The 21,727-nt window shown below is 35.4% G+C and carries 11 protein-coding genes; 1 reads left to right on the top strand and 10 read right to left on the bottom strand.

From position 1 onward, the window contains the following. Positions 1 to 128 precede the first annotated feature (128 nt). From M0M57_RS05510 to M0M57_RS05555, 10 genes are all read right to left on the bottom strand, one after another. Entirely contained in the window at positions 129 to 2,948 is a 2,820-nt protein-coding gene (locus M0M57_RS05510) for a GH92 family glycosyl hydrolase (protein WP_248436119.1), read from the bottom strand. A 320-nt stretch (positions 2,949 to 3,268) separates the two neighbouring features. Next, the gene (locus M0M57_RS05515; RefSeq protein ID WP_248436121.1) at positions 3,269 to 5,206 is read right to left on the bottom strand and encodes a sialate O-acetylesterase; all 1,938 of its coding nucleotides are present in this window, start codon (positions 5,204 to 5,206) and stop codon (positions 3,269 to 3,271) included. A gap of 4 nt (positions 5,207 to 5,210) precedes the next feature. Beyond that, positions 5,211 to 7,439, bottom strand: a complete 2,229-nt coding sequence (locus tag M0M57_RS05520; RefSeq protein ID WP_248436123.1) for a glycoside hydrolase family 3 N-terminal domain-containing protein — start codon at positions 7,437 to 7,439, stop codon at positions 5,211 to 5,213. A 109-nt stretch (positions 7,440 to 7,548) separates the two neighbouring features. Further along, positions 7,549 to 8,991, bottom strand: coding sequence for a glycoside hydrolase family 30 protein (locus M0M57_RS05525; protein ID WP_248436125.1), 1,443 nt, complete (start codon positions 8,989 to 8,991; stop codon positions 7,549 to 7,551). A gap of 27 nt (positions 8,992 to 9,018) precedes the next feature. Beyond that, the gene (locus tag M0M57_RS05530) at positions 9,019 to 10,473 is read right to left on the bottom strand and encodes a glycoside hydrolase family 30 protein (protein WP_248436127.1); all 1,455 of its coding nucleotides are present in this window, start codon (positions 10,471 to 10,473) and stop codon (positions 9,019 to 9,021) included. A 142-nt stretch (positions 10,474 to 10,615) separates the two neighbouring features. Next, a complete protein-coding gene (locus M0M57_RS05535) occupies positions 10,616 to 11,671 on the bottom strand; it encodes a glycoside hydrolase family 16 protein (protein ID WP_248436129.1) in 1,056 nt (351 codons plus the stop codon). 57 nt (positions 11,672 to 11,728) lie between these two features. After that, positions 11,729 to 12,649, bottom strand: a complete 921-nt coding sequence (locus M0M57_RS05540) for a PKD domain-containing protein (RefSeq protein ID WP_248436131.1) — start codon at positions 12,647 to 12,649, stop codon at positions 11,729 to 11,731. A gap of 8 nt (positions 12,650 to 12,657) precedes the next feature. Next, positions 12,658 to 13,752, bottom strand: coding sequence for a PKD domain-containing protein (locus M0M57_RS05545; protein ID WP_248436132.1), 1,095 nt, complete (start codon positions 13,750 to 13,752; stop codon positions 12,658 to 12,660). A gap of 12 nt (positions 13,753 to 13,764) precedes the next feature. After that, complete coding sequence (locus tag M0M57_RS05550) at positions 13,765 to 15,297, bottom strand: RagB/SusD family nutrient uptake outer membrane protein (RefSeq protein ID WP_248436134.1); 1,533 nt, start codon at positions 15,295 to 15,297, stop codon at positions 13,765 to 13,767. Between the two features lie 11 nt (positions 15,298 to 15,308). Continuing rightward, positions 15,309 to 18,437 carry a SusC/RagA family TonB-linked outer membrane protein gene (locus M0M57_RS05555; protein ID WP_248436136.1) on the bottom strand — a complete coding sequence of 1,043 codons (3,129 nt, stop codon included), beginning with the start codon at positions 18,435 to 18,437 and terminating at the stop codon, positions 15,309 to 15,311. A 358-nt stretch (positions 18,438 to 18,795) separates the two neighbouring features. Here M0M57_RS05555 and M0M57_RS05560 point away from each other — a divergent pair, with 358 nt between their 5' ends. Next, complete coding sequence (locus M0M57_RS05560; RefSeq protein ID WP_248436138.1) at positions 18,796 to 21,726, top strand: helix-turn-helix and ligand-binding sensor domain-containing protein; 2,931 nt, start codon at positions 18,796 to 18,798, stop codon at positions 21,724 to 21,726. Position 21,727 lies beyond the last annotated feature (1 nt).

The following is a 21,727-nucleotide window of genomic DNA, read 5'->3' on the forward strand; positions in this document are numbered from 1 at the left end:
GCAAAACGCAGATTTTTACAGATTTTGATAGCTTCGTTATACTAGATTAAAACGGATTATTAATCAAAATATATCCACATTTTATAAACGTCTCGTCTCCCCCTCCTTTGGAGGGGGTTGGGGGGAGGTTACTCAACCGTAATCTCATCCACAAAAATAAACGCCTCCCCATCAAAAGGAAAACCTTGGTGCCATTCAGGTAGTTTGCCGAAGTTGTTCGCTTTTACTTTTACGTAGCGAGCTTTTACATATTTTTTGATGCTTTTAAATCCTTTTGTGATGGAATTGTAATCTTTTGGGTCAATTGTATTGTTTTGCGTGTCGAAAAGCGTAAAATTCACATTATCATCTGAGATATAATACTCCACTTTGGTTGGCATCAAAATCCACGAACGGGTGTCTTGCAGAAAATTGGCGGTAATTTGACTTATTTCGCGGGTGGATTGCATATCAATGACTGCTTCAAAATCGTAGGTTTGATAGCCTTGCCAATCGCCTTTTCGCCAGTTTTCTGTACCAAAAATACCGTCAATCAAGCCTTCCGGACCGCCGGCATGGTATTGCGGATTGTATTTTGATTTGATGTCGATGGTGAAATTGTTTGGTTTTTTGAAGAAAGTGGCGGAGACAGTGTTGCTTTGATTTTCTCCTTTTTTAACATAAGTAAGAACTTCAGTTGTTTTGTCGATTTCAAATGGTTTTGTGTATTCAATAAAAGTTCTTTTAAAAGTGCTGTAATCTACTCCTTGTTCATTTGTAATATAATAAACTTTGTCTTCCGGTTTAAATGATTGAATTTCAATCTTCATTTTATCTTTGAATGATTTACTTTCAGCTGCAATTACTGGTACGGGAATAATATCACTATAGTTTATCGGAAATCTCAAATAACTTCCATCAAAACCAAAAATAGAATAATCTACTATTCTATTTTTTTTATTAATAACATAATCGTTCAAATTTTCAAGTTTTACATTAATTTCATCAAAAAAAGGCTCGATTACTGTCCAATTATAATTTTTATTTCCTGGTGTTACATTATAAATTCCCATCGCACTCAACACATACCAAGCACTCATTTGTCCACAATCTTCATTACCAATTAAGCCGTCTGGGTCGTTTTTATAGAAATTATCTAAAATGAAATGTACTTTTTCTTTTGTTTTTTCAGGTTTATTCACATAATCGTACAAATACGCTACGTGATGACTTGGTTCGTTTCCGTGAGCATATTGACCGATTAAACCGGTGATATCGACTTGATGACGACCGGACGTTTCGCTGACAGAATTAAATAGTTCGTCTAATTTGGCTTCAAATTTTGCTGCTCCACCCATCGCTTCTATCATCCCATCAATATCTTGCGGAACAAAAAACGTATATTGCCAACCATTGGCTTCGGTGTAATTGTTGTTCACTTCTTTGGGGTCAAAAGGTTTATCCCATCCGCCATTTTTCTTGGGTTGAATGAATCCTGTTTCCCAATTGAAAAGGTTTTTCCAATTTTGAGAACGAAGCATAAAATATTGGTAATCTTCCTTTTTATCAAGTAATTGAGCCATTTGAGCGATACACCAATCGTCATACGCATATTCTAACGTTTTGGAAACACTTTCATGTTCATCATCAATTGAAATAAAACCTTGTTTTTTGTAAGCATCCAACCCTAAATGATCAAGCATAGCGGAATGTTTGGCTGCTTCATACGCTTTTTCATAATCAAAACCTTTGATGCCTTTGACCATCGCATCAGCAATCACAGAAACGGAATGATAGCCAATCATACAATCGGTTTCGTTGGAAGCTAATTCCCAAACGGGTAAGCGACCGCCTTGTTCAAATTGTTTGATAAAGGTGTTGATGTAATCGGAAGTGCGTTTTTTATCAATCAACGTATAAAGCGGATGAGCGGCTCGAAACGTATCCCAAAGGGAAAAAACGGTGTAATAATCAAATCCTTCGGCTTGATGAATTTTGTTGTCGCGACCTCGGTATTTTCCATCTAAATCTTGAGCGATGTTGGGCTGCATCATCGTGTGATACAAAGCCGTGTAGAAAATAGTGAGTTTATTTTTATCATTAGAAGTGACTTCAATTTTGGAAAGTTCTTTGTTCCATAATTCTTCTGCCGCTTTTTTTACTTTTTCAAAATTCCAATGTGGGATTTCGGTGCTGTTGAGTTGTGCTCCTTCGTATCCTGTGGGTGAAAGAGCTACTTTTACGAGTAGTTTTTCTCCTTTTTTGACTTTTTTGGAGAAACTAAGTGCAAGTTCTGTTCCGTGATATTCTCCTTTTATATCTTTAAAAGTCGTTTTTTCTTTATTGATTTTTAAAGGAACATTGAACTCAATTCTGGTGTAAACATATTGATTTTGGGCCCAAGCTTCACTTCTTCGCAATACTTCGATGGTTTTATCATCAATTACTCGGATTCTACCTTCCAACAATTTATCACGGTGATTTAAGTCTAAAATTATGTTGGCTTGACCGCTTTCATTAAAAGTATATTCATGAAAACCAACTCTTGTAGATGTTGTTAATCGAACATCGATGTTATGTTTATCTAATTTAACGGAATAAAATCCGGCGGATGCTTTTTCGTTGGTATGAGAAAAAGTAGAAGAATAGATTTTGTTGTCAAACGAAGGTTCGCCCATGGTTGGCATTAGCAAAATATCACCATAATCTGAAACACCGGTTCCATTGAGATGGGTGTGCGAGAAACCATAAATTCGATTATCGGAATAATGATAGCCGGAACAGCCTTCCCAACTGCCGTCGATACGGGTGTCTGGAGAAAGTTGCACCATTCCGTATGGCACAGTTGCTCCTGGAAATGTGTGTCCTGTTCCGCCAGTTCCTATGAAGGGGTTGACGTATTGTTGGTAGTTTTGACTGAAGTTGATTCCGCTAATAAAAAGAAATAATGAGAGAATGAAAATTCGCATTGTTTGTTGTTTTAACATTACACCTGACCGGTTTTTAAAACCTGTCAGGTGTAAGATGATTGAAATCTTTGTTTGTCCTTCAAATATACTAAAATTTCTTATTGAGCAGGATTTGCGTTAGGGATTGCAGTGAAAAGCCCGGAGCCAAAAAATGCAAATTTTCTTAGGCACAAAAAGCGACCAAAGGAAGCTCTTTTGTGGCTTTAGAAAATTGCATTTTTGGCGAGGACTTGTAACGGAAAGCCCGTAAACGCCCACAAAAAAAGCACTCAACAAATGCTGAATGCCTTTTAAGAAAACAAATATGAAGTTGAAAAAAATTAGTGGGTTGAAATGGTATATTTGACGGTTTCTGTACTTATTTTCCAATCGTCTGAACGAAATGGAACGGCAGGAAAACCTTCTATATTGAACAAATTGCAATGTGATGCATCGCCAATCCAACCGAAACGAACGGCAACAGGGTTTGGCACTTTATCGCTACTTACGATTATTTTATTGTTTTTGATATAGGCTTTGGCGGTGTGAAAATGCTGATCTTGTCCGGCGATTTCAAACCCATTTACGAATCCGTAATCATTGGTGGTTGTCAATCCTTTTCCTGTGTTTTGAAAAGTAATGATTAATTGGTTTTCATTTTTTTGAAAAGACTGAAACGTTGGACCGTTATGTATTTTGTTTTTTTGGTGTAAATGGTGTAAGGCAATGTTTGAAAGTCGCTTACCAACTGTTTGTTTATTTTTAGGATGTATGTCGGTTGGATCACCAATGTCGGTCGTTACAACCATTCCGGTGTTTTTTAGGGCTAATGTTTGAGTTTGAGCTTCTCGTAATTCTGCCCAATCACAGCCTTGGTTGCTGTTTCCCGCAGTTGTAAAGGTTGCCAATTGAACAAAATAGAACGGGAAATCTGTTTGCCATTTTTGTCGCCAATCGTGGATTAATAACGGAAAAGCTTTTCGATATTGATAGGCTCTGGCAGCATTGCTCTCGCCTTGATACCAAAGTACTCCTTTGAATGCAAACGGAATGAGCGGATGAATCATTGCATTGTAGCAAAGCGAAGGAAAATCATTTTCGTTGATGCTGTTTTTAATTGATTCTACTTGAAATTTCCATTTTCCTGCGAGGGGAATTTCTTTGTTTTGGACGGTCAATTTCAATTCGTTTTCGTCGCCATGAATTCCGCCACCGCCGCCATTATCTTCTATGCGAATAGCGATTGTATTTTGTCCGGTTTTGAGGATTTCTGCCGGTATTTGATAGGTTCTTTTTTTATCCCAGCCGTTTGTTTGACCAATTTTAATTCCGTTCACGTAGGTAATATCGTTATCATCAATTGCCGGAATTTCTAAGACAATTGCGTTGGTTGTATTTTCTAAAATAAACTGCTTTCGCAACCAGACAACACCGTCAAAATTTCCTAATTGTTGTGTTTCCCAAATGCCGGGTTGTTGCATTTCGGGCCAAGTTGAATCGTTTACATCAACTAAGTTGAATGATGCTGCTTTTTTTGAATCTAGTTTGGCATTTTGTATACTTTCGATTTGTTTTTCTGCTGATTCTATTTTTAGTTTTAAAAGTGAATCTAAGTTAATTTTTGGCATGGTTTGAATCATTTCTCGAAACTCGGCTTCCGATTCAAAACCTTGTTTGCTAATCCATGTTTCAATATTTGTTCCGCCCCAAGAAGCATTAATTAGACCAATTGGAATGGCCACTTCTTGAGTCAATTCTTTAGCAAAAAAATAGCCAACAGCGGTAAAATTTTCAACGGTTTGTGGTGAACAAACTTCCCATGGCGTAGTTTTAAAATCGCTATTGGGCTGACTATTAACTTCTTTAGGCATTTTAATGTGTCGAATGGTTGAAAAATTGGCTGATGCAATTTCTTCGGTTGCATTTTCAGCTTGTCCGACTGTCCATTCCATGTTTGATTGTCCGGAGCAAATCCAAACTTCGCCGACTAAAATATTTTTAATTTGGATGGTGTTTTTGCCTTTGACAGTTAAAACAAATGGTCCGCCGGCATTTTCTTTGTCTAAATAAACAATCCATTTTCCGTTATGATCTGCCTTGGTGGATTTTGATTGGTTGTGAAATTGAACTGTAATATGTTCATTAACCGCTGCCCAACCCCAAATTGGTATTTTAACGTCACGTTGCAACACCATATTGTCTGCAAAAATTGAAGCTAGCTTAACTTCTGCATAAATTTCATTGCTAAAGAACAACACTACTAAAATGAAAATTTTCATCTTTTTAATTTATTAATTCAAACAGTTGATTTAAACGAATATCAGCAGAAGAAGTTCCGATCATGACTTCAAACTCGCCCGGTTCGGTTATCCAATCTAATTTTTGGTTGTAGAATGAGAGTTTTTCTTTGTCGATTATAAACGTAATTGTTTTTGTTTCGTTGGGTTGAAGTTTTATTTTTTGAAAGTCTTTCAACTCTTTAACAGGACGAACTACTGAAGCAAATTTGTCTTGAATATACAACTGAACGACTTCTTCTCCTGCAACTTTTCCGGAATTTTTTAGTTGAAATGAAAGTGTGATTTTTTCTGATTCTTTTATTTTTGAAGATGAAAGTTGAAGATTAGAATACTCAAATGTGGTATAACTCAACCCATATCCGAAGGGAAATTTAGGTGAGTTTTTTAAATCGATATACGCCGAAACATAATTGGTATGATTTTCTTCTTTTGAAGGTCTTCCGGTGTTGAAATAATTATAGTAAATGGGAATTTGTCCTTCACTCCTAGGGAAAGTCATTGGTAATTTGGCAGACGGATTATAATCGCCAAACAATACATCGGCAATGGCATTTCCGGCTTCGCTACCTAACCACCACGTATAAAGAATGGTAGGAACGTTATCGGCTGTCCAATCAAAAACAAGTGGTCTTCCGGCATTAATGAGCACGACCATTGGTTTTCCGGTGGTGTGAATGGCTTTTACTAAATCTTCTTGCACACCAGGTAATTGAATATTGCTTCGGCTTTTTGCTTCGCCGCTCATGTCCCAACGTTCACCAATGGTTAGAATAACCACATCGGCTTGTTTGGCAATGGCAATTGCTTCGTCAAAACCGGCTTTACTGTTATCTTCAAAACCGCAACCTCTGGCATAAAGCAGTTTGGTGTTTTTGCCGACTTTATTTTCTAATCCTTTCCATTGTGAAATGATGTAGGTTGAATCGACTTCTTTCACATCAATTGACCAAAAACCGTGGTTTCCTCGAGCAGGTTTTACGGCAGGACCAATAAAAGCAATGGTTTTGATTTGTTTGGAAAGCGGAAGTAAATTGTTTTCATTTTTGAGTAAAACAATACTTTTTGCGGCAATTTCACGAGCAAATTTGGTGTGTTCAGGATTGTTCAATGCCTTTTTTTGTCTTTCTGCATTGGAAAAGCAGTACGGATCATCAAACAAACCTAATTCGAATTTTTTGTATAAAATGCGTCGAACGGCATCGTCCACAAGAGCAATATCTACTTTTCCCTCGTTGACTAAAGCGGCTAAATTATAGCGATAGGCATTACTTTCCATATCCATATCGCTACCGGCTGTAATGGCTGAAAATGCTGCTTCTTTACCGTTTTTTGCATAGCCATGAGCAATCATTTCGCCGATTGAACCCCAATCGGAAACCACAAAACCTTTGAAATTCCATTTGCCTTTTAAAATATCACGTTGCAAATAGGCATTTCCGGTGGCTGGAATTCCGTTTAAGTCGTTAAAAGAGTTCATAAACGTGGCAACACCGGCATCAACAGTGGCTTTGAAAGGTGGCAAATAAGTTTCCCAAAGCATTCGTTCGCTCATATCGACGGAATTATAATCTCTTCCTCCCACAGCAGCTCCGTAGGCTGCAAAATGTTTGGAACAAGCCATTACGGCATCTAAATCGCCTAATTTTTTTCCTTGAAAGCCTTTTACACGAGCAAATGCTATTTTGGAACCTAAGTAGGTATCTTCTCCGGCACCTTCCATGACTCTTCCCCAACGTGGATCACGGCCGATATCGACCATGGGAGCAAATGTCCAGTGAATTCCATTTGCAGAAGCTTCGATTGCTGCAATTCGGGCTGATTTTTCGATGGCTTCTAAATCCCAACTGGCTGCTTCGGCCAAAGGAAGTGGAAATGTAGTTTTGTATCCGTGCACCACATCTAAACCGAAAAGTAAAGGGATTTTTAATCGGGATTGCATGGCTAATTCTTGATATTGACGCGTGTGTTGAACTCCCATCACATTGAGCATGGAACCGATTAAACCTTGTTTAATTTCTGCTTGTTTGTTTGGGTTTATGGTAACCGGACCTGTCGCACCACCATCGCCTGTATATTGATTAAGTTGACCAATTTTTTCTTCCAACGTCATTTGTTTCAAAAGATTTTCAACCTTTTGTTCAATCAATTTGTCTTGTGAAAAAGAACTAATTGAAAGTAAAATAATCAACACTAAAATTGCCTTTTTATTCATATTTGTTTTTTTAAATTTTAAACCTGACAGGTTTTAAAACCTGTCAGGTTTAGGGAAATATAGTCTTTATTTTTCAGCTATTTATTTTACATGATTAAAACATAAAAATTTAATAAACCAATGTCTGTATCGCTTTAGCCGGAATTTTTAGTTCGCTTACTTGATTATTATTACTTAATAAATAGGTTAATTCTTTATCGGATTCATTCATAACAACGGTTACTAATTCTCCGTTTGGATTTTGAAAAGTAGTGGCAATTAACTGACTTCGGCTGACCGAATTACTAATGTTTTTTGCTCCCGGTTTGATAAATTTTGAAAAATGTCCAATGAAATAATACGATGGAGTATAAATCAATTCTCCGGTTGATGTATCGCCATGAATGGGTGAAAAACAAAAGTTGCCTACGTGATTTGGTCCACCGTTTTGGTCTAATAAAATATTCCAATCGGTCCAACCTACAGTTCCGTTATTAAAATCGTGAATCATTGAACGACCGTAACGTTGTCCGTTTGCCCAAAATTGATATTTTTCGGCAGAGAATTTTTCTACACAACCTTCTGTAAACAATAGATTTTTATCGGGATACATTTGGTGTACTTTTCCAACATTTTCAAACATCGGATTTCCGCCGCTCCAATTTTCATACCAATGGAAACCAATTCCCCACACATATTTGGCCGCTTCAGGATCATCTAACACGGTGCTGGCTCTTTGCGTAAGCAAATCTCTGTTATGATCCCACACGGTGATTTTTAGGTCTTTTAATCCATTTTTATGCAATGTTGGGCCTAAATATTTTTTTAAGAAATCGCGTTCTTCTTCGGCAGTATAAATGCACGATTCCCAAATTTGAGTTGCCATTGGTTCATTTTGAATGGTTAAACCCCAAACCGGAATGCCTTCTTTTTCATAAGCCTGCACAAATTTTACATAGTAATTTGCCCACGACTGATAGAATTCTGGTAATAACTTGCCGCCTTTAAGCATATTCTTAGAATCTTTCATAAAAGCCGGCGGACTCCACGGACTAGCATAAAACGTGGTTTTACCCGCTTTTGCCATTGCTTTTTTGATTAATGGAATTTTAAAAGCTCGGTCGTGTTCGATAGAAAAAGTTTTTAATTCTTTATCACCTTCTTCTACATACGTATAGCTTCCGGAACTAAAATCGCAGCTGTGGATGTTAGTTCTAATGATGGTATAACCGATACCTTTTTCCTTATCAAAATAAGCATTCAAAAATTCTTCTTGTTTTTCTTTGGATAATTTAGCAAAAACTTCGGCACTGGCATCAGTTATTGCTCCTCCAATTCCTAAGAAAATTTGATTTTTTTTGTTTGGATGAACAAAAATGCACAATTGTGTTTCCAAAGGTTGACTGTAGGGCTTAAAAGTTTCCTGACCGGTTTTGGTCATTTTTAAGTTGGAGTCAGGTGCCGATGTATAAATTGTAACCGGTTTTGGCTGTAGATTATCTGTATTGGATTTATTCTTTGTTTGCCCGAGAACAACTGCGGAAACCAACAATAAGGCGATAGAAAATTTCATTTTGTGTTTTTTTTACTGATTATTATTTTACCAAACATACGTTCCAACTGCACCCGCATCGAGTGAAGAAGTTACCCATTTTTGGTTGAATTTAATGTTAAATGACTGGGCAATATTTCCTTCATTTAAAACAATTAATACTTTTTTTCCTTGTGGAGTTCTAAAGGCAACACTATGAATATCTCCACTTGAATTACTGTCAATTCTAACTGAACCATCCGGAACAAATTTGGAAGCATGAGCAATAATATAATAAGCAACATTTCTTGTAAAACTGCTTGAACTGTTGATAGTAATTGCTCCTTTGCAAGTTGTGCATCCTCCGGGCGTGTGTGGACCAAAAGAAGCATTGTTTGCCAAATTCCATTCTAATGCATTTTTGCTCCAATTTTTCATCGTTCCGATGATGACATTTTTTACATGCCATTTTAAATCGCCATCAAACGAACCTGTGTTAGAAGTATATTGTTCGGTGAAGTATAAATCTTTGTCAGGATGAGCAGTTTTTACTTGCGACATCGCATTAACATCACCTCCATAAAGATGAAAAGCAGAACCGGTAATATAACTTTTTGCTGCAGGATCATTTAAAACAGCAATCGGATAGCCCGGCTGATCACAATTGTGGTCATAAATAATAATTTTTGTATTAATATTTGCTGCGGCAAAAGCAGGTCCGAGGTGATTTTTAATGAAATCTGCTTGTTGATTTGCCGTCATATACATACTCGGATTATTTCCGGGATGTAATGGTTCGTTTTGTGGTGTAATGGCATCGATTCTGATACCTTCTTCTTGCATTTTTTGAATAAATTTTACAAAATACTGTGCATAAACACCATAATATTGTGGTTGAAGACTACCTCCGATGCTACTGCCGTTATCTTTCATCCAAACAGGTGGCGACCATGGACTTCCCATGATTTTAATGTTTGGATTGATAAGTAAAATATCTTTTAAAACCGGAATTAAATGCGTCATATCCGGTGCTAAACTAAATTGTTCAAGATTCATATCGGTTTGGCCGGCTGGCAAATCGTTATATGAAAAAACAGTGCTGTTTAAATCAGAAGCTCCGATACTGATTCGTAAATAGCTTACGGCAATATCATTTTCGCCAGATCCAAAAAGTTCTTGTAGTAATTCTTGTTTTTTTGTTGCGTTTAATTGATTGATCACTTCGGCACTTCCTCCGGTTAATGAATAGCCAAACCCTTCGATTTCTTGGTAGGTAATGTTGGGTTTTACTTCAATAACGGGATTTATATTGGGTTGTGTTCCAAAAATTAATAATCCATTTTGCTTTTGTAGTTTAACGGATTGGTTTCCTTTGGTAAGCCAAAAATCAACTTCATTGATTCCAACCGGAGTATCATCATCCATTGGTTGAGAACCATCTGAAGAATCACTACACTGAGACAGTGACATTATGAATGCCAAAATTGCGATTGCTTTCATTGAGGTAAAAATTATTTTTTTCATACTTGGATTTTTTTCTTTCTATTTTTAGAAGAAGGATAGTTATGATTTTATTTTTGAGGATAAAATTTCTCCTCAAAATGCTTCCGTATTGCTGCAGAAGCATTTTTTTCAAGGAAAAATAACTAACTCAAAACAAACTGTATTATTGATAAATTCTGATATAATCGACTTCAAAAACGGATTGTGTAAAATTTGGATCGATTGCTCCTCCAAAATTTCCACCCATGGCACAATTTATAATCAGAAAGAAATTTTGATTGAATGGTAAATTACTATTGTTAGAAAAAGTATAAAACAATTGATTATCAACATAAAACTTTATAGATGATGCTCTCCAATCTACTGTGTAAAGATGAAATTCGGAAGAAACATTTGGAACAGTTACACTTCCGCCATCGCCATTTCCACCGGAATGACTAGGATGGTGTAACGTTCCGTGAATAATATTCTGACTGTTTCCAACGTGCTCCATGATGTCTATCTCTCCACATCCAGGCCATCCTGCAGTTGAGATATTGTCTCCAAGCATCCATAAAGCAGGCCAAGTTCCGCCACCGGTTGGAAGTTTTGCTCTTATTTCTACTTTTCCGTATCGAAACGAAAATTTATTCTGTGTTTTAATTCGTGCAGAAGTATATTGGCTTCCACTATAATTTTCTTTGATTAGTTTAATTTTTAGATGACCGTCTTCCACAATTACATTTTCCGGTCTGTTGGTATAATATTGTGACTCGTTATTTCCCCATCCATCACCGCCTGTTCCCAAATCGTAGCCCCAATATGCACTGTTAGGGGCTCCGTTAACATTGAATTCTTCTGACCAAATCATCGAAGAAGCTACAAAAACGGTTACTGTTATTGATTTTGATATAAAATTTGTTCCGTTATAGGCAGAAACAAAAACTTCGTAGGTAGAAATTCCACTACCCGTGTATGTATGCGTATGTGTATTTGATTGCGTTTCAACAACTTGACCATTACCCGCATTTAATTTATAATTTGTTGCGTTATCGGCAGAAAAGCTAAACACCACCATTCCGGAACCATTTCCGTTGGGATTGTTTGCATCGGCACCTACAACATTAGCTGTAAGCTGCAAATTTTTAGGCATATTACTGTTCTCAGACGAACTACTATCGCTACTACATGCAAAAAATGCACTTGTAATAATGAGGATAAAGGAAAGAAATTGTTTCATAGTAAATTTTATTAAAAAAATGCCCAACCCATTAATGATTGGGCATTTTTAAGTTTATTAAAGAGCTGGTTTCAATTTAAGATACCAGGCATTTCCTATTTCTGTCCCTTGAACTCTGAGGTACATTTCGTTTTCTGTTAATTCAATGATTTCATAGCTTTTTTGAAGAGCTCCGTAGCCAATGAAACTTGTGGTTCCTCCTAAAACAATAACTGTTTCGGTTGATTCAGCAATTCCAGAAGTGGCACCTGTAAAGGTGAAAGGAGTTACTGCACCACCATAGCTGTAACATCCTTCATCTCCTGAAGCCGGAATACCAGGTATGGAAGAAAGAGCTCCGGTTTTTGTGAAAGCTCCATCAGGAGTTGCTACATTAATTTGGTAAGAATTTGAGCCAGCCAAAAAGCTAAATGTAAACGTTGATGTATAAAAACAATTGCAACACGCAACTTTTTCATCAATAGCAGAAGACCACCATTCTGGGGTTGAAGAACCTTCCCACGGACCAACGCCTAAATGACCTGGAACATCTTTATCTACAACCCAAGTTTTTGACGAGTTATTAGTTAAATAAGTTACAATTTCAGGTTCAACGTTGAAATCGCTTCTAACTGTAATTTCTTTTGTAGCAGTTGTAGATGAACCTCCACTACCATAGGCAACTACTGTTATTAAATAGGTTCCGGTAGAAGAATATCGTTTGGTTACTGTTGTAGAGCTTAGGCTTACGAGTTCTGATTGAGCAGCTGTGCCATAATCAATTTTATAACCAATGGCTCCATCTGCAGTAATATTTATAACCACATCACCAGATCCATCTCCGTCTGGATTTTCTGCGTTTTGACCAATAATTTCTGTGTTAATAACCAGATTTGTTGGTGCGTTTAAATCTCCAAGAGAATACTCTTCTTCGGCACAATTTGTGAATCCTATTCCAATCGTGAGGAAAGAAATCAAATATAAAATTTTTGTTTTCATAGCTTTCATTAATTTGTTAATCTGATATTATCGATATAAATCACTTCTCCTGCACCATTATCTGTATCGTTGTAACGCAAAACAAGCTGATTAAATTTAGTTCCGGCAGGAATTCCGCCAACAGTGCTAAAATCGAAAGTTAATTCTTCCCATTGATTTGCTACTGTATTAGCTACTTTTAAAATAGCTACACCATTTCCTGGATTTCCACCCACAGCACCTTCTAATTCAACGTTTAGCATTTTGCCAACTTCAGAGGCATAAACCAATACTTTAATTTTATTTCCGTTTGCAAAATCAATTGGATTGTTCAGTGGGCTATATGTTCCGCTCCAATTGGGAACGTTCATAGGTTTTGTATATTGACCTACTTTTGCACTTGTATTTAATCCGGAAGGGTTTGGATTATCAACTTTTGCAAAAGTTACATCGCCAAAGGTTCCAAAAAAGTAATTTATATAATCACTTTCAAAAGTTATTGGCAATTCAAATGGATCAAAAATAATAACTTCTTCTATTAATTCTGAAGTTGCTGCACCGCCACTCAAAGCCACCACTTTAAGCTGATAACTTCCCGCACTTGGATAGGTGTGTGGAGGAAGTGTTTGTCCAACCGCCATTGGTGTTCCTGTTTCATTAGCAACATCACCATAGTAAACCAAAAAACCATTTGCAAAATCTGCAGTAGCAGATACGGTAAGGTTGTAGCCTTCTATGATTTTTGTAGTTTCTATATTTTCAGGAGCTCTATACATAATTTGAAACGGAATTAAACTTTCTGTTTCAAAACCAGTAATACTAGTTGCGATTATTTTTACTGTATAACTTCCTTCCGGATAAACGTGGGTTACATTTTCACCAGCTGATAATGTAACTGGTTCTGAAGTTCCATCACCAAAATCGACTGTAAAGAATGTTGCATCGTTTCCGGTTGGAGTAATTTTAACTTTACCTGAATTATCGTTACTGATTTGAAGAGTAGAGTTAATATTATTTGGTTGGGATGAATTTACCGATGATAAATCATCACTAATACTGTCTTCTGAACAACTTGTTGCAAGAACAGCAACTAACAACAATAATATGTTTTTTATATTTTTCATGGTTTGTATTTGTTAGTTATATTGTGGATTTTGAACAATTGCTGTGTTTTCCAATTCTTGGTATGGAATTGGGAAAATTTCATTTTTACCCGCTACAAATCCTCTTGAAGATAATTTTGTGGCTGCATCTCCCCATCTTACTAAATCGAAGAAACGGTGACCTTCTCCGGCAAGTTCTTTTCTTCTTTCGTCTTTAATTGCGTTTAAAGAAACTGGTATAGAAGGCAATCCAACGCGTGCTCTAACAGCATCTAACAATGCTTGAGCTCTTGCTCCAGTTGACCCTAATGCTTCTGCTTCAAGCAAATAAGTATCTGCCAAACGAATCATGTAGGTGTTTTGTCTATAATTTAAAATGACATCTCCACCCCCTGTGTGAACATCCGCTTGCTTAGGTAAAAATTTATTTAGAAAATAGCCTGTATCCTGATATCCTGGTGAATATGCATGCGTTGGAGGATCCTGAGCTTGTGCAATAGCCTCGTAAGGAAGAACATTAAATACAGTTGCATCAAATCTTGGATCACCAGTCATGAAGTTAATAAAATCTTCCGTAAAAACATTAAAGCTCCATCCAGAAGGTAAATCAGGAGCGGATGGAATAACTTGTACATATCCTCTTGGCCCTACCATTATGTTTAATGAATTTCCTTCGTCAGTACCACTTCCCCAATTACCCCAGCCTGTTAATCCTGTATTGGTGTGAGCTACTTCGAAAATTGATTCTTGATTAAATTTGTTTGCTACCAGCCACAAATCGCCAAAGTTGTCTAACAATTTGTTTCCGTATTGGTTTGTTTGCCCCGGTGTTCCGTTCACTTGTGCCAATTGTTCTGCAGCTAAAGCATTTTTACCTTGAAACAAAAACACTTTACCCAACATCGCTTGAGCAGCACCTTTGGTTAACCTTCCGGCATCTGCACTCATATCGGCAATAGTTGAAGGTAAATAATCAATTGAGAATAGTAAATCTTCTTCAATTTGAGCATAAACAGCTGTTGGATCTGCTTGTGGAATAGTTAAAAATTCCGATGGTTCCAGAGGAATCGTAATTAAAGGAATGTTTCCAAACATTCTTACCAATTCAAAGTAATAAATTCCGCGTAAAGCTCTTGCTTCTGCAATGAATTGATTTCTTACGTTATCATCCATATCTGCTTCTGGTATTCTTTGAAGCAAAACATTTGCTCTAAAAATCCCTTGGTAATAATCACTCCAAAAACTAAGTGGAATTGTGTTTTTATTGATGGTAAAATTGGAAAACGACTGAATTCCTATTCCATCTGTAGAGCTACCTCCTCCGGCAAAATGATCATCTGAACCTGCGTTCATCATGGCAATCATATTTTCAAAACCTCCGGACTGTTTTCTCAAAATATCATATACTGCAACCAACCCGCTAAAAGCTTCCTCTTCATTGGAATAATAATTCTCAGAAGAAAACACACCCTTAGGTTCGATCTCTATAAAGTCGTCTGAACAACTCATCACTGCACTAAAAAATAAAATTCCCAGTACACCATTTTTTAAATTAAATCTTTTCATAATCATTTTTATTAAAATTGAAGATTAACACCAAACATAAATGATCTTGCTTGTGGATAATACCCTCTGTCTATACCCATAATATTTCCTCCGATTTCAGGATCATAACCAGTATATTTTGTAAACGTTACTAAATTTTCTGCTGTCATAAACAATCTAAGTCTTTCTGCACCTATTTTGCTGGACAAATCTCTTGGGATTGTATAACCAAGTTGTACAACTTTTAAACGTAAATAATCACCATCTTCTAAGTAGAAATCGGAAGGATTGGTAAAGTTTCTATTTGGATCATCATTTGTAAGTCTAGGGTAGCTATCCGAAGTTCCTTCACCGTGCCATCTTGACAACGCATCAGTTTGATAATTGGCATTTTGAATATCAAGCCTTCTTAATCCTTTAAAAATTTTGTTTCCTCCCGCACCTTGGAAAAAGGTCATTAAATCAAACCCTTTAAAATCAAAATTCAAGGTTAGCCCATAGGTGTATTTTGGAAGAGGACTTCCTAAAAACACTTTATCATCTTCCGTAATTGTTCCGTCACCATTTGCATCTGTCCATCTAAAATCTCCTGGTCTAGCATCAGGTTGAATTAATCCACCATTTGAATTGGTATAGGCGTTTATCTCGTCCATGTTTTGGAAAATTCCAGCCGTTTGATATCCGTAAAATGAATTATAGGCTTCTCCTACTTGGGTTCTTGTAATTGCCCCCATTGATTGGAAACCAGCTGTGCCATCAGTAATGAATTCTTTATCAAAACCTAAATAGGTAACTTCATTTGTAAGTGTTGAAAAATTAGCATTTGCTGAAAAATTCAATTCTCCGATTTTTTTCTTATAACCCAATTCAAATTCAAAACCTGTGTTTTCCATATCGGCAACGTTTCCTAAAGGATCACCCGTTGCTCCAACATATCCCGGAAGTCTAACGTACTGAAGAATACCTGTCGTTTTTTTGCGATAATATTCTATGGTTAATGTAAAATCGTTTGCAACCTTAGCGTCGAAACCAATATTAAACTGCGAGGTTTCTTCCCATTTTAAATCAGGATTATCCGGTGCACTTGGGCTATATCCTGTATCAATAGCAATTCCATCTGCTCCAAATGTATAGTTTCTTCCTCCGTTAATTAAGGCAGCATATCCAAAATCAGGAATACCATCATTTCCTGTAATACCATATCCTAATCTAAATTTGAATGTGTTTACAAATTTGTTTTCTTTCCAAAATTCCTCGTTAGAAATATTCCAACCTACAGAAAAAGAGGGGAAAGTACCATATTTATTGTTTTTTCCAAATCTACTTGATCCATCTCTTCTTATGATTCCAGAAAAAATGTACTTTTCATTAAAATTATAATTTAAACGGGCAAAAAGAGAAGACAAAATATGTTCATTCCCTTCATAGGCAGATCCAACTTTATCATCTTGTGGTATAATAAAGTTAAATGAAGCATCATGATAATTATCTATCGGTAAATTATAATGAGTCATACTCATTCCATTGGTAATATTGTCTACATAAGCCCCTTGCCCTAATAAGATTTCTACATTATGTTTGTCAAAAGTTTTAGCGTAGGAAATTGTATTTTCAATATTCCAACCAAACGTTTTGTGCATATTTCTACTATAATTGTTTTGTAATGACAAAGTAGATGCATTCAAATAAAATTCAGGTGTAAAACCTTCACCTCCCCAAAAAGCCATTTTACCACCTAGCGAACTTCTAATTTTTAAACCCTCAATTGGTGTTGTAATATCAAGAAAAGCATTCCCTACAAAATCATCAGACCATCCAAAGTGTCCTAACCTTGTTTTGGCGTAAGCTAAAGGATTTGTCATTTCTTGAATTACTAAATTTGAAATTCCGTACGGGTTTCCAAATTCATCTCTCATTACATTAAAACTTGGATTGGAATAAGGGGCTCCATTACTTAAAACAGGATCGGTTTCAATTACCGGTGTAATTGGATCCAAATTGATTGCAGAACTCAATGGGCCACCAAACTCACTGTTTGTATTTCCTATACCAACAGATTTTTGATGCGAATAGCCTAATGTTTGACCCACTGTAAAATACTTAGAAATTTTGTGAGTTGAATTAATACGGATATTTTTCTTGTTGAATTTTGAAATTTCCGGTAACACAATACCTTCTTGGTCAATTAATCCAAAAGACAAATAGAAAGTTGATTTATCGTTTCCTCCACTTACGCTTACCTCATGTGAAGATCGTTTAGCAGAATCATCAAAAATATGCGATTGCCAATCGGTTCCTCTTCCAAATGATGATAAATCGGTAAAAGGAGGAGTTCTTCCATCGGCCGCAGCACGTTCATTCATTAATGCTGCATATTCTGTTGCATTTAACATTTCTAATTTTTTTGCTGCAGATGAAACACCTGCAAAACCAGTATAGTTCACACTAATTTTACCAGATTTTCCTTTTTTGGTTGTAATCAAGATTACACCGGAAGCAGCTCTAGAACCATAAATTGCTAAAGAAGCGGCATCTTTTAAAACTTCAATTGACTCAATATCGTTTTGGTTAATAAAACCAATTCCTGAAGATTCAACAATTACACCGTCAATAACCCAAAGCGGATTATTTCCACCGTAGGTGTCAAACGTTGTAATACCACGAACACGAACAGTAGCTGCAGTTCCAGGTTGGCCAGAATTACTTGCAATAATAATACCTGAAGTTCTACCTTGCAACGCTTGTTCTACACGACCACTGTTTGGAATATTTTCAATATCTTTTGCTTTTAAGCTGGATATTGCACCGGTTACTACACTTTTCTTTTGTGTACCATAACCCACAACGACCACTTCGTCTAGAGATTTATTTTCTTCTTTTAAAGTTACGTTGATTGTTGTGTTTTGAGAAACGGCTACCTCTTGAGACTCATAGCCAACATAAGAAAACACTAAAACTTCGTTTGAATTGACTTTGATTGTATAATTACCATCAAAATCGGTTGTAGTTCCCCTCGACGTGTTTTTTACTACAACATTAACACCAGGTAGCGGAAGATTGCCAGAATCATCCGTCACAGTCCCTTTAATTTCAATGTTTTGAGCAGTAATCATTGAAAACGCAAAGAGAAAAAGCATGCTTAAATACTTGCTGAATTTCATAAATTTTGGTTGTTTAAATAATTTGTTAGTTTTTGTTTTTTTGCCATTTCTAAAAAAAGTAGAGAATTCTAAAAAAACATACCTTATTATTATGAGTAATATAATTTTAAAATCTACTCTAACGTTTTCGTTTTAATAGCAGCTTAAAATTATCTCATATTAACACCACATTAACAATGTGTTATACACTTGTATCTCATCAAATTCATTTTTATATACACTTTTTATTCACTTAATTATGTAATAAATTATTATTCAATAGTTTAAATAAATAAAATAATACTCCAAAATTTATTTTTTTTACTATTTTTGATGAAATTTTAAGCACTTTTCTTTCATAATTTAATTTTTAAGACACTTGAAGACCATTCACCAATTTACAATTGTTGTTTTATTACTGATTAATTGCACTGTTTTTTGTCAAAACATAAATTTTAATGAGTTAAAAATTAATCCAATTGCGAAAGTGACCAATTATAATAGGTCAAATTTTAATGCAGATCCACAATTTTGGGCCGCTTGCGAAGACAATGATGGTGTGATGATATTTGGCAACAATGATGGAGCGGTTTTTTTTGACGGAAACCGTTGGAGTAAAATCAATCTTCCGAACAATTCTTCTGTTAGAAGTTTATACAAAGCTAAATCAGGAAAAATTTTTGCCGGTGGTTACAATGAATTTGGTACTTTACAAAAAGATGAAAAAGGAAAATATTATTATCATTCCTTAATGAATGAACTTCACCTTTCAAACAAACACATTGAAAATATTTGGCAAATTCACGAATTTGGCGAATTTATTATTTGCAGAACATTTAACGGATTAATTCTCATCAAAGGAAAAACCGCTTTGTTTATTCCGGCAAATGCTTCTTTTATAAATTCGGCTGTTTTAAATGATAATTTCTACGTTCAGGATGCAAAATATGGGATTTATCAATATAATTTACAAAACAAAGAATTAAACTTAGTGTTTGAAGCGACTAAATTTAATGATGAAGAAATCGCTTCGATGCTTGAATCTGATAAAAAGGATGAGATCATTTTATTTTCAAAATCCGGAAACATCTACAAAGGCAATTTAAAAACTTTAGCTATTGAAATGTGGTTTAGCTTATTTGATAGCAATAGTCCGGATCAAATTTCAAAAGCAATTAGAAAAGACAACAAAACCATTATGGTTGGTACGTTGGCTTCAAAAATCATTGAATTTAATATTTCCACTGGAACAATTCACAAGAACAATCCTTCGCACAGAAGTTTAAAAAATGTTGCTATTCACAATCTTTTTAAGTCAAAAAACAATTATTGGGTTATCACCAACAACGGACTATCGTTTATGGATTTTAATCCGCCATTTATCAATTTGTTTGATAAAGCTTCTGTGTATGATGTTTTAATTCATAATTCAAAAATATACTTAGCCACCAATTCGGGTGTGTTTTATGCAGATACCTCTTTTGATTTAAATTCTGACACATATTATTCCTTTTCTAAAATAAAGGAACTGCAAGGACAAACATGGTCTATTCAGTTGGTTGAAGATGAAATTGTTATTTCGCATAACGATGGATTATTTGTGTTGAATGATTTAACACCAATAAGAGTTGGAACAGAAAGTGGTTTTTGGAAAGTTACACCAATCGAAGGAAGTACCGGCAAATATTTAGCTTCAACTTATACCGGATTATTTCTTTTAGAAAAAGACAACAACGAATGGAAGCTTTTGCATAAAATAGCCGGGTTTGAAGAATCGGCAAGAGATATCATGTTATCTGAAGAAAAAAACACGTATTGGATTTGCCACGGCTACCAAGGCGTTTTTAAGGTTCATTTAAACAGTGATTACACAAAAGCAATAGCTGTTGAACATTTTACTGATAAAAACGGCTTAAAATCGTTTTATAACGTGAACGTTGTTAAGTGGGAAAATGAAATTGTTTTTACAACAAACAACGGAATATTTCAATACAACCATGAACAAAACAGATTTGTTCCTCATCAAAAGTTGAATAAAATTCTTGATCCTACAAAAAACACGCGAAAAATTATTACTCGAGGTTCAAAAACATGGTTTGTGCTAAATGATGAAGCTGGTTATTTTTATACAAAAAGCAACAACAAATCGCTTCATAAAGATTTATTTTTAAACCTAAAAGGCTATTTTAATCGTGGAATGGAATGTATTATTCCATTGTCTGAAAATCAAGTGTTATTTGGTTCTAATCTTGGTTTGTTTTTTTATAATTTAAAGAATAATACTATAAATTCTGTTGTTCCAACACAACTAACATCAATTAAATATACAGCAAATCAGAAACCATTTTTAGCAGATGTAAAAAGTAACTCTTCCATTGAGTTTCCAAATAAAACTGCATTGTTGCGTTTTGAATTTGCAGCACCTGAAATGACAAAAGGTACTCAAATTCAGTACAGCTATCAACTTGAACCTATTGATAAAAACTGGTCTGAATGGCAAAATTCTTCCTATAAAGAATTTACTCATCTTAATCCGGGCGATTATGTTTTTAAAATTAAAAGCCGAAATTTATCTGGAATTTTAGGAAGTGAAACAACTTATAAGTTCACAATTCTTCCGAAATGGTATCAAACAAATTTTGCTTTTTTTCTTTACATTTCATCCTTTATTTTGCTCATTTATATCATCTGGGTTTTGGTTAAGAAAAAAATAGAACGCGAAAGAACCAAAGCCAGAATTGAAGCCGAAAAAACCAAAAAACTTTTAGAATTAGAATTAGAACAACTAAAATTATTGCGTGAAAAAGAAAAAATAAATGCCGCAAAAATTCACTTGGAAGAAGATGTTATCGAAAAAAGTAAGCAATTGGCCAACTACACGCTTTTGTTGAGTCAAAAGAAAGAATTGTTTAATGATCTTCAATTAGATTTAAAAAGTTTGAGGGAAATCAATAAAAATGACGATTTTAGAAAACGAATCAGTCAAATATTCCAAAAGCTGCATCAGAACAAAATTGGGGAAGAATTCATGGAAATTTTTGATGTGAATTTTGAGAAAGTAAACCACAATTTCTTTGAAAAACTGAAAGAACTAAATCCATCCTTAACCAAAAGAGAATTGCGTTTGTGTGCTTTTGTGAAAATGGATTTGAGTAATAAAGAAATAGCCCCATTACTAAGTATTTCAATCCGTGGAGTAGAAAATGCTCGGTATCGAGTGCGAAAAAAATTAAACGTTCAACACGAAGAAAATTTTGCTTCTTACTTAGAAAGTTTGGTTAGCGAAGAAAAGAAAACGCATCTCGAATAAG

Origin of the sequence: Flavobacterium azooxidireducens (assembly GCF_023195775.1) — a bacterium.
Taxonomy (GTDB): Bacteria; Bacteroidota; Bacteroidia; order Flavobacteriales; family Flavobacteriaceae; genus Flavobacterium; species Flavobacterium azooxidireducens.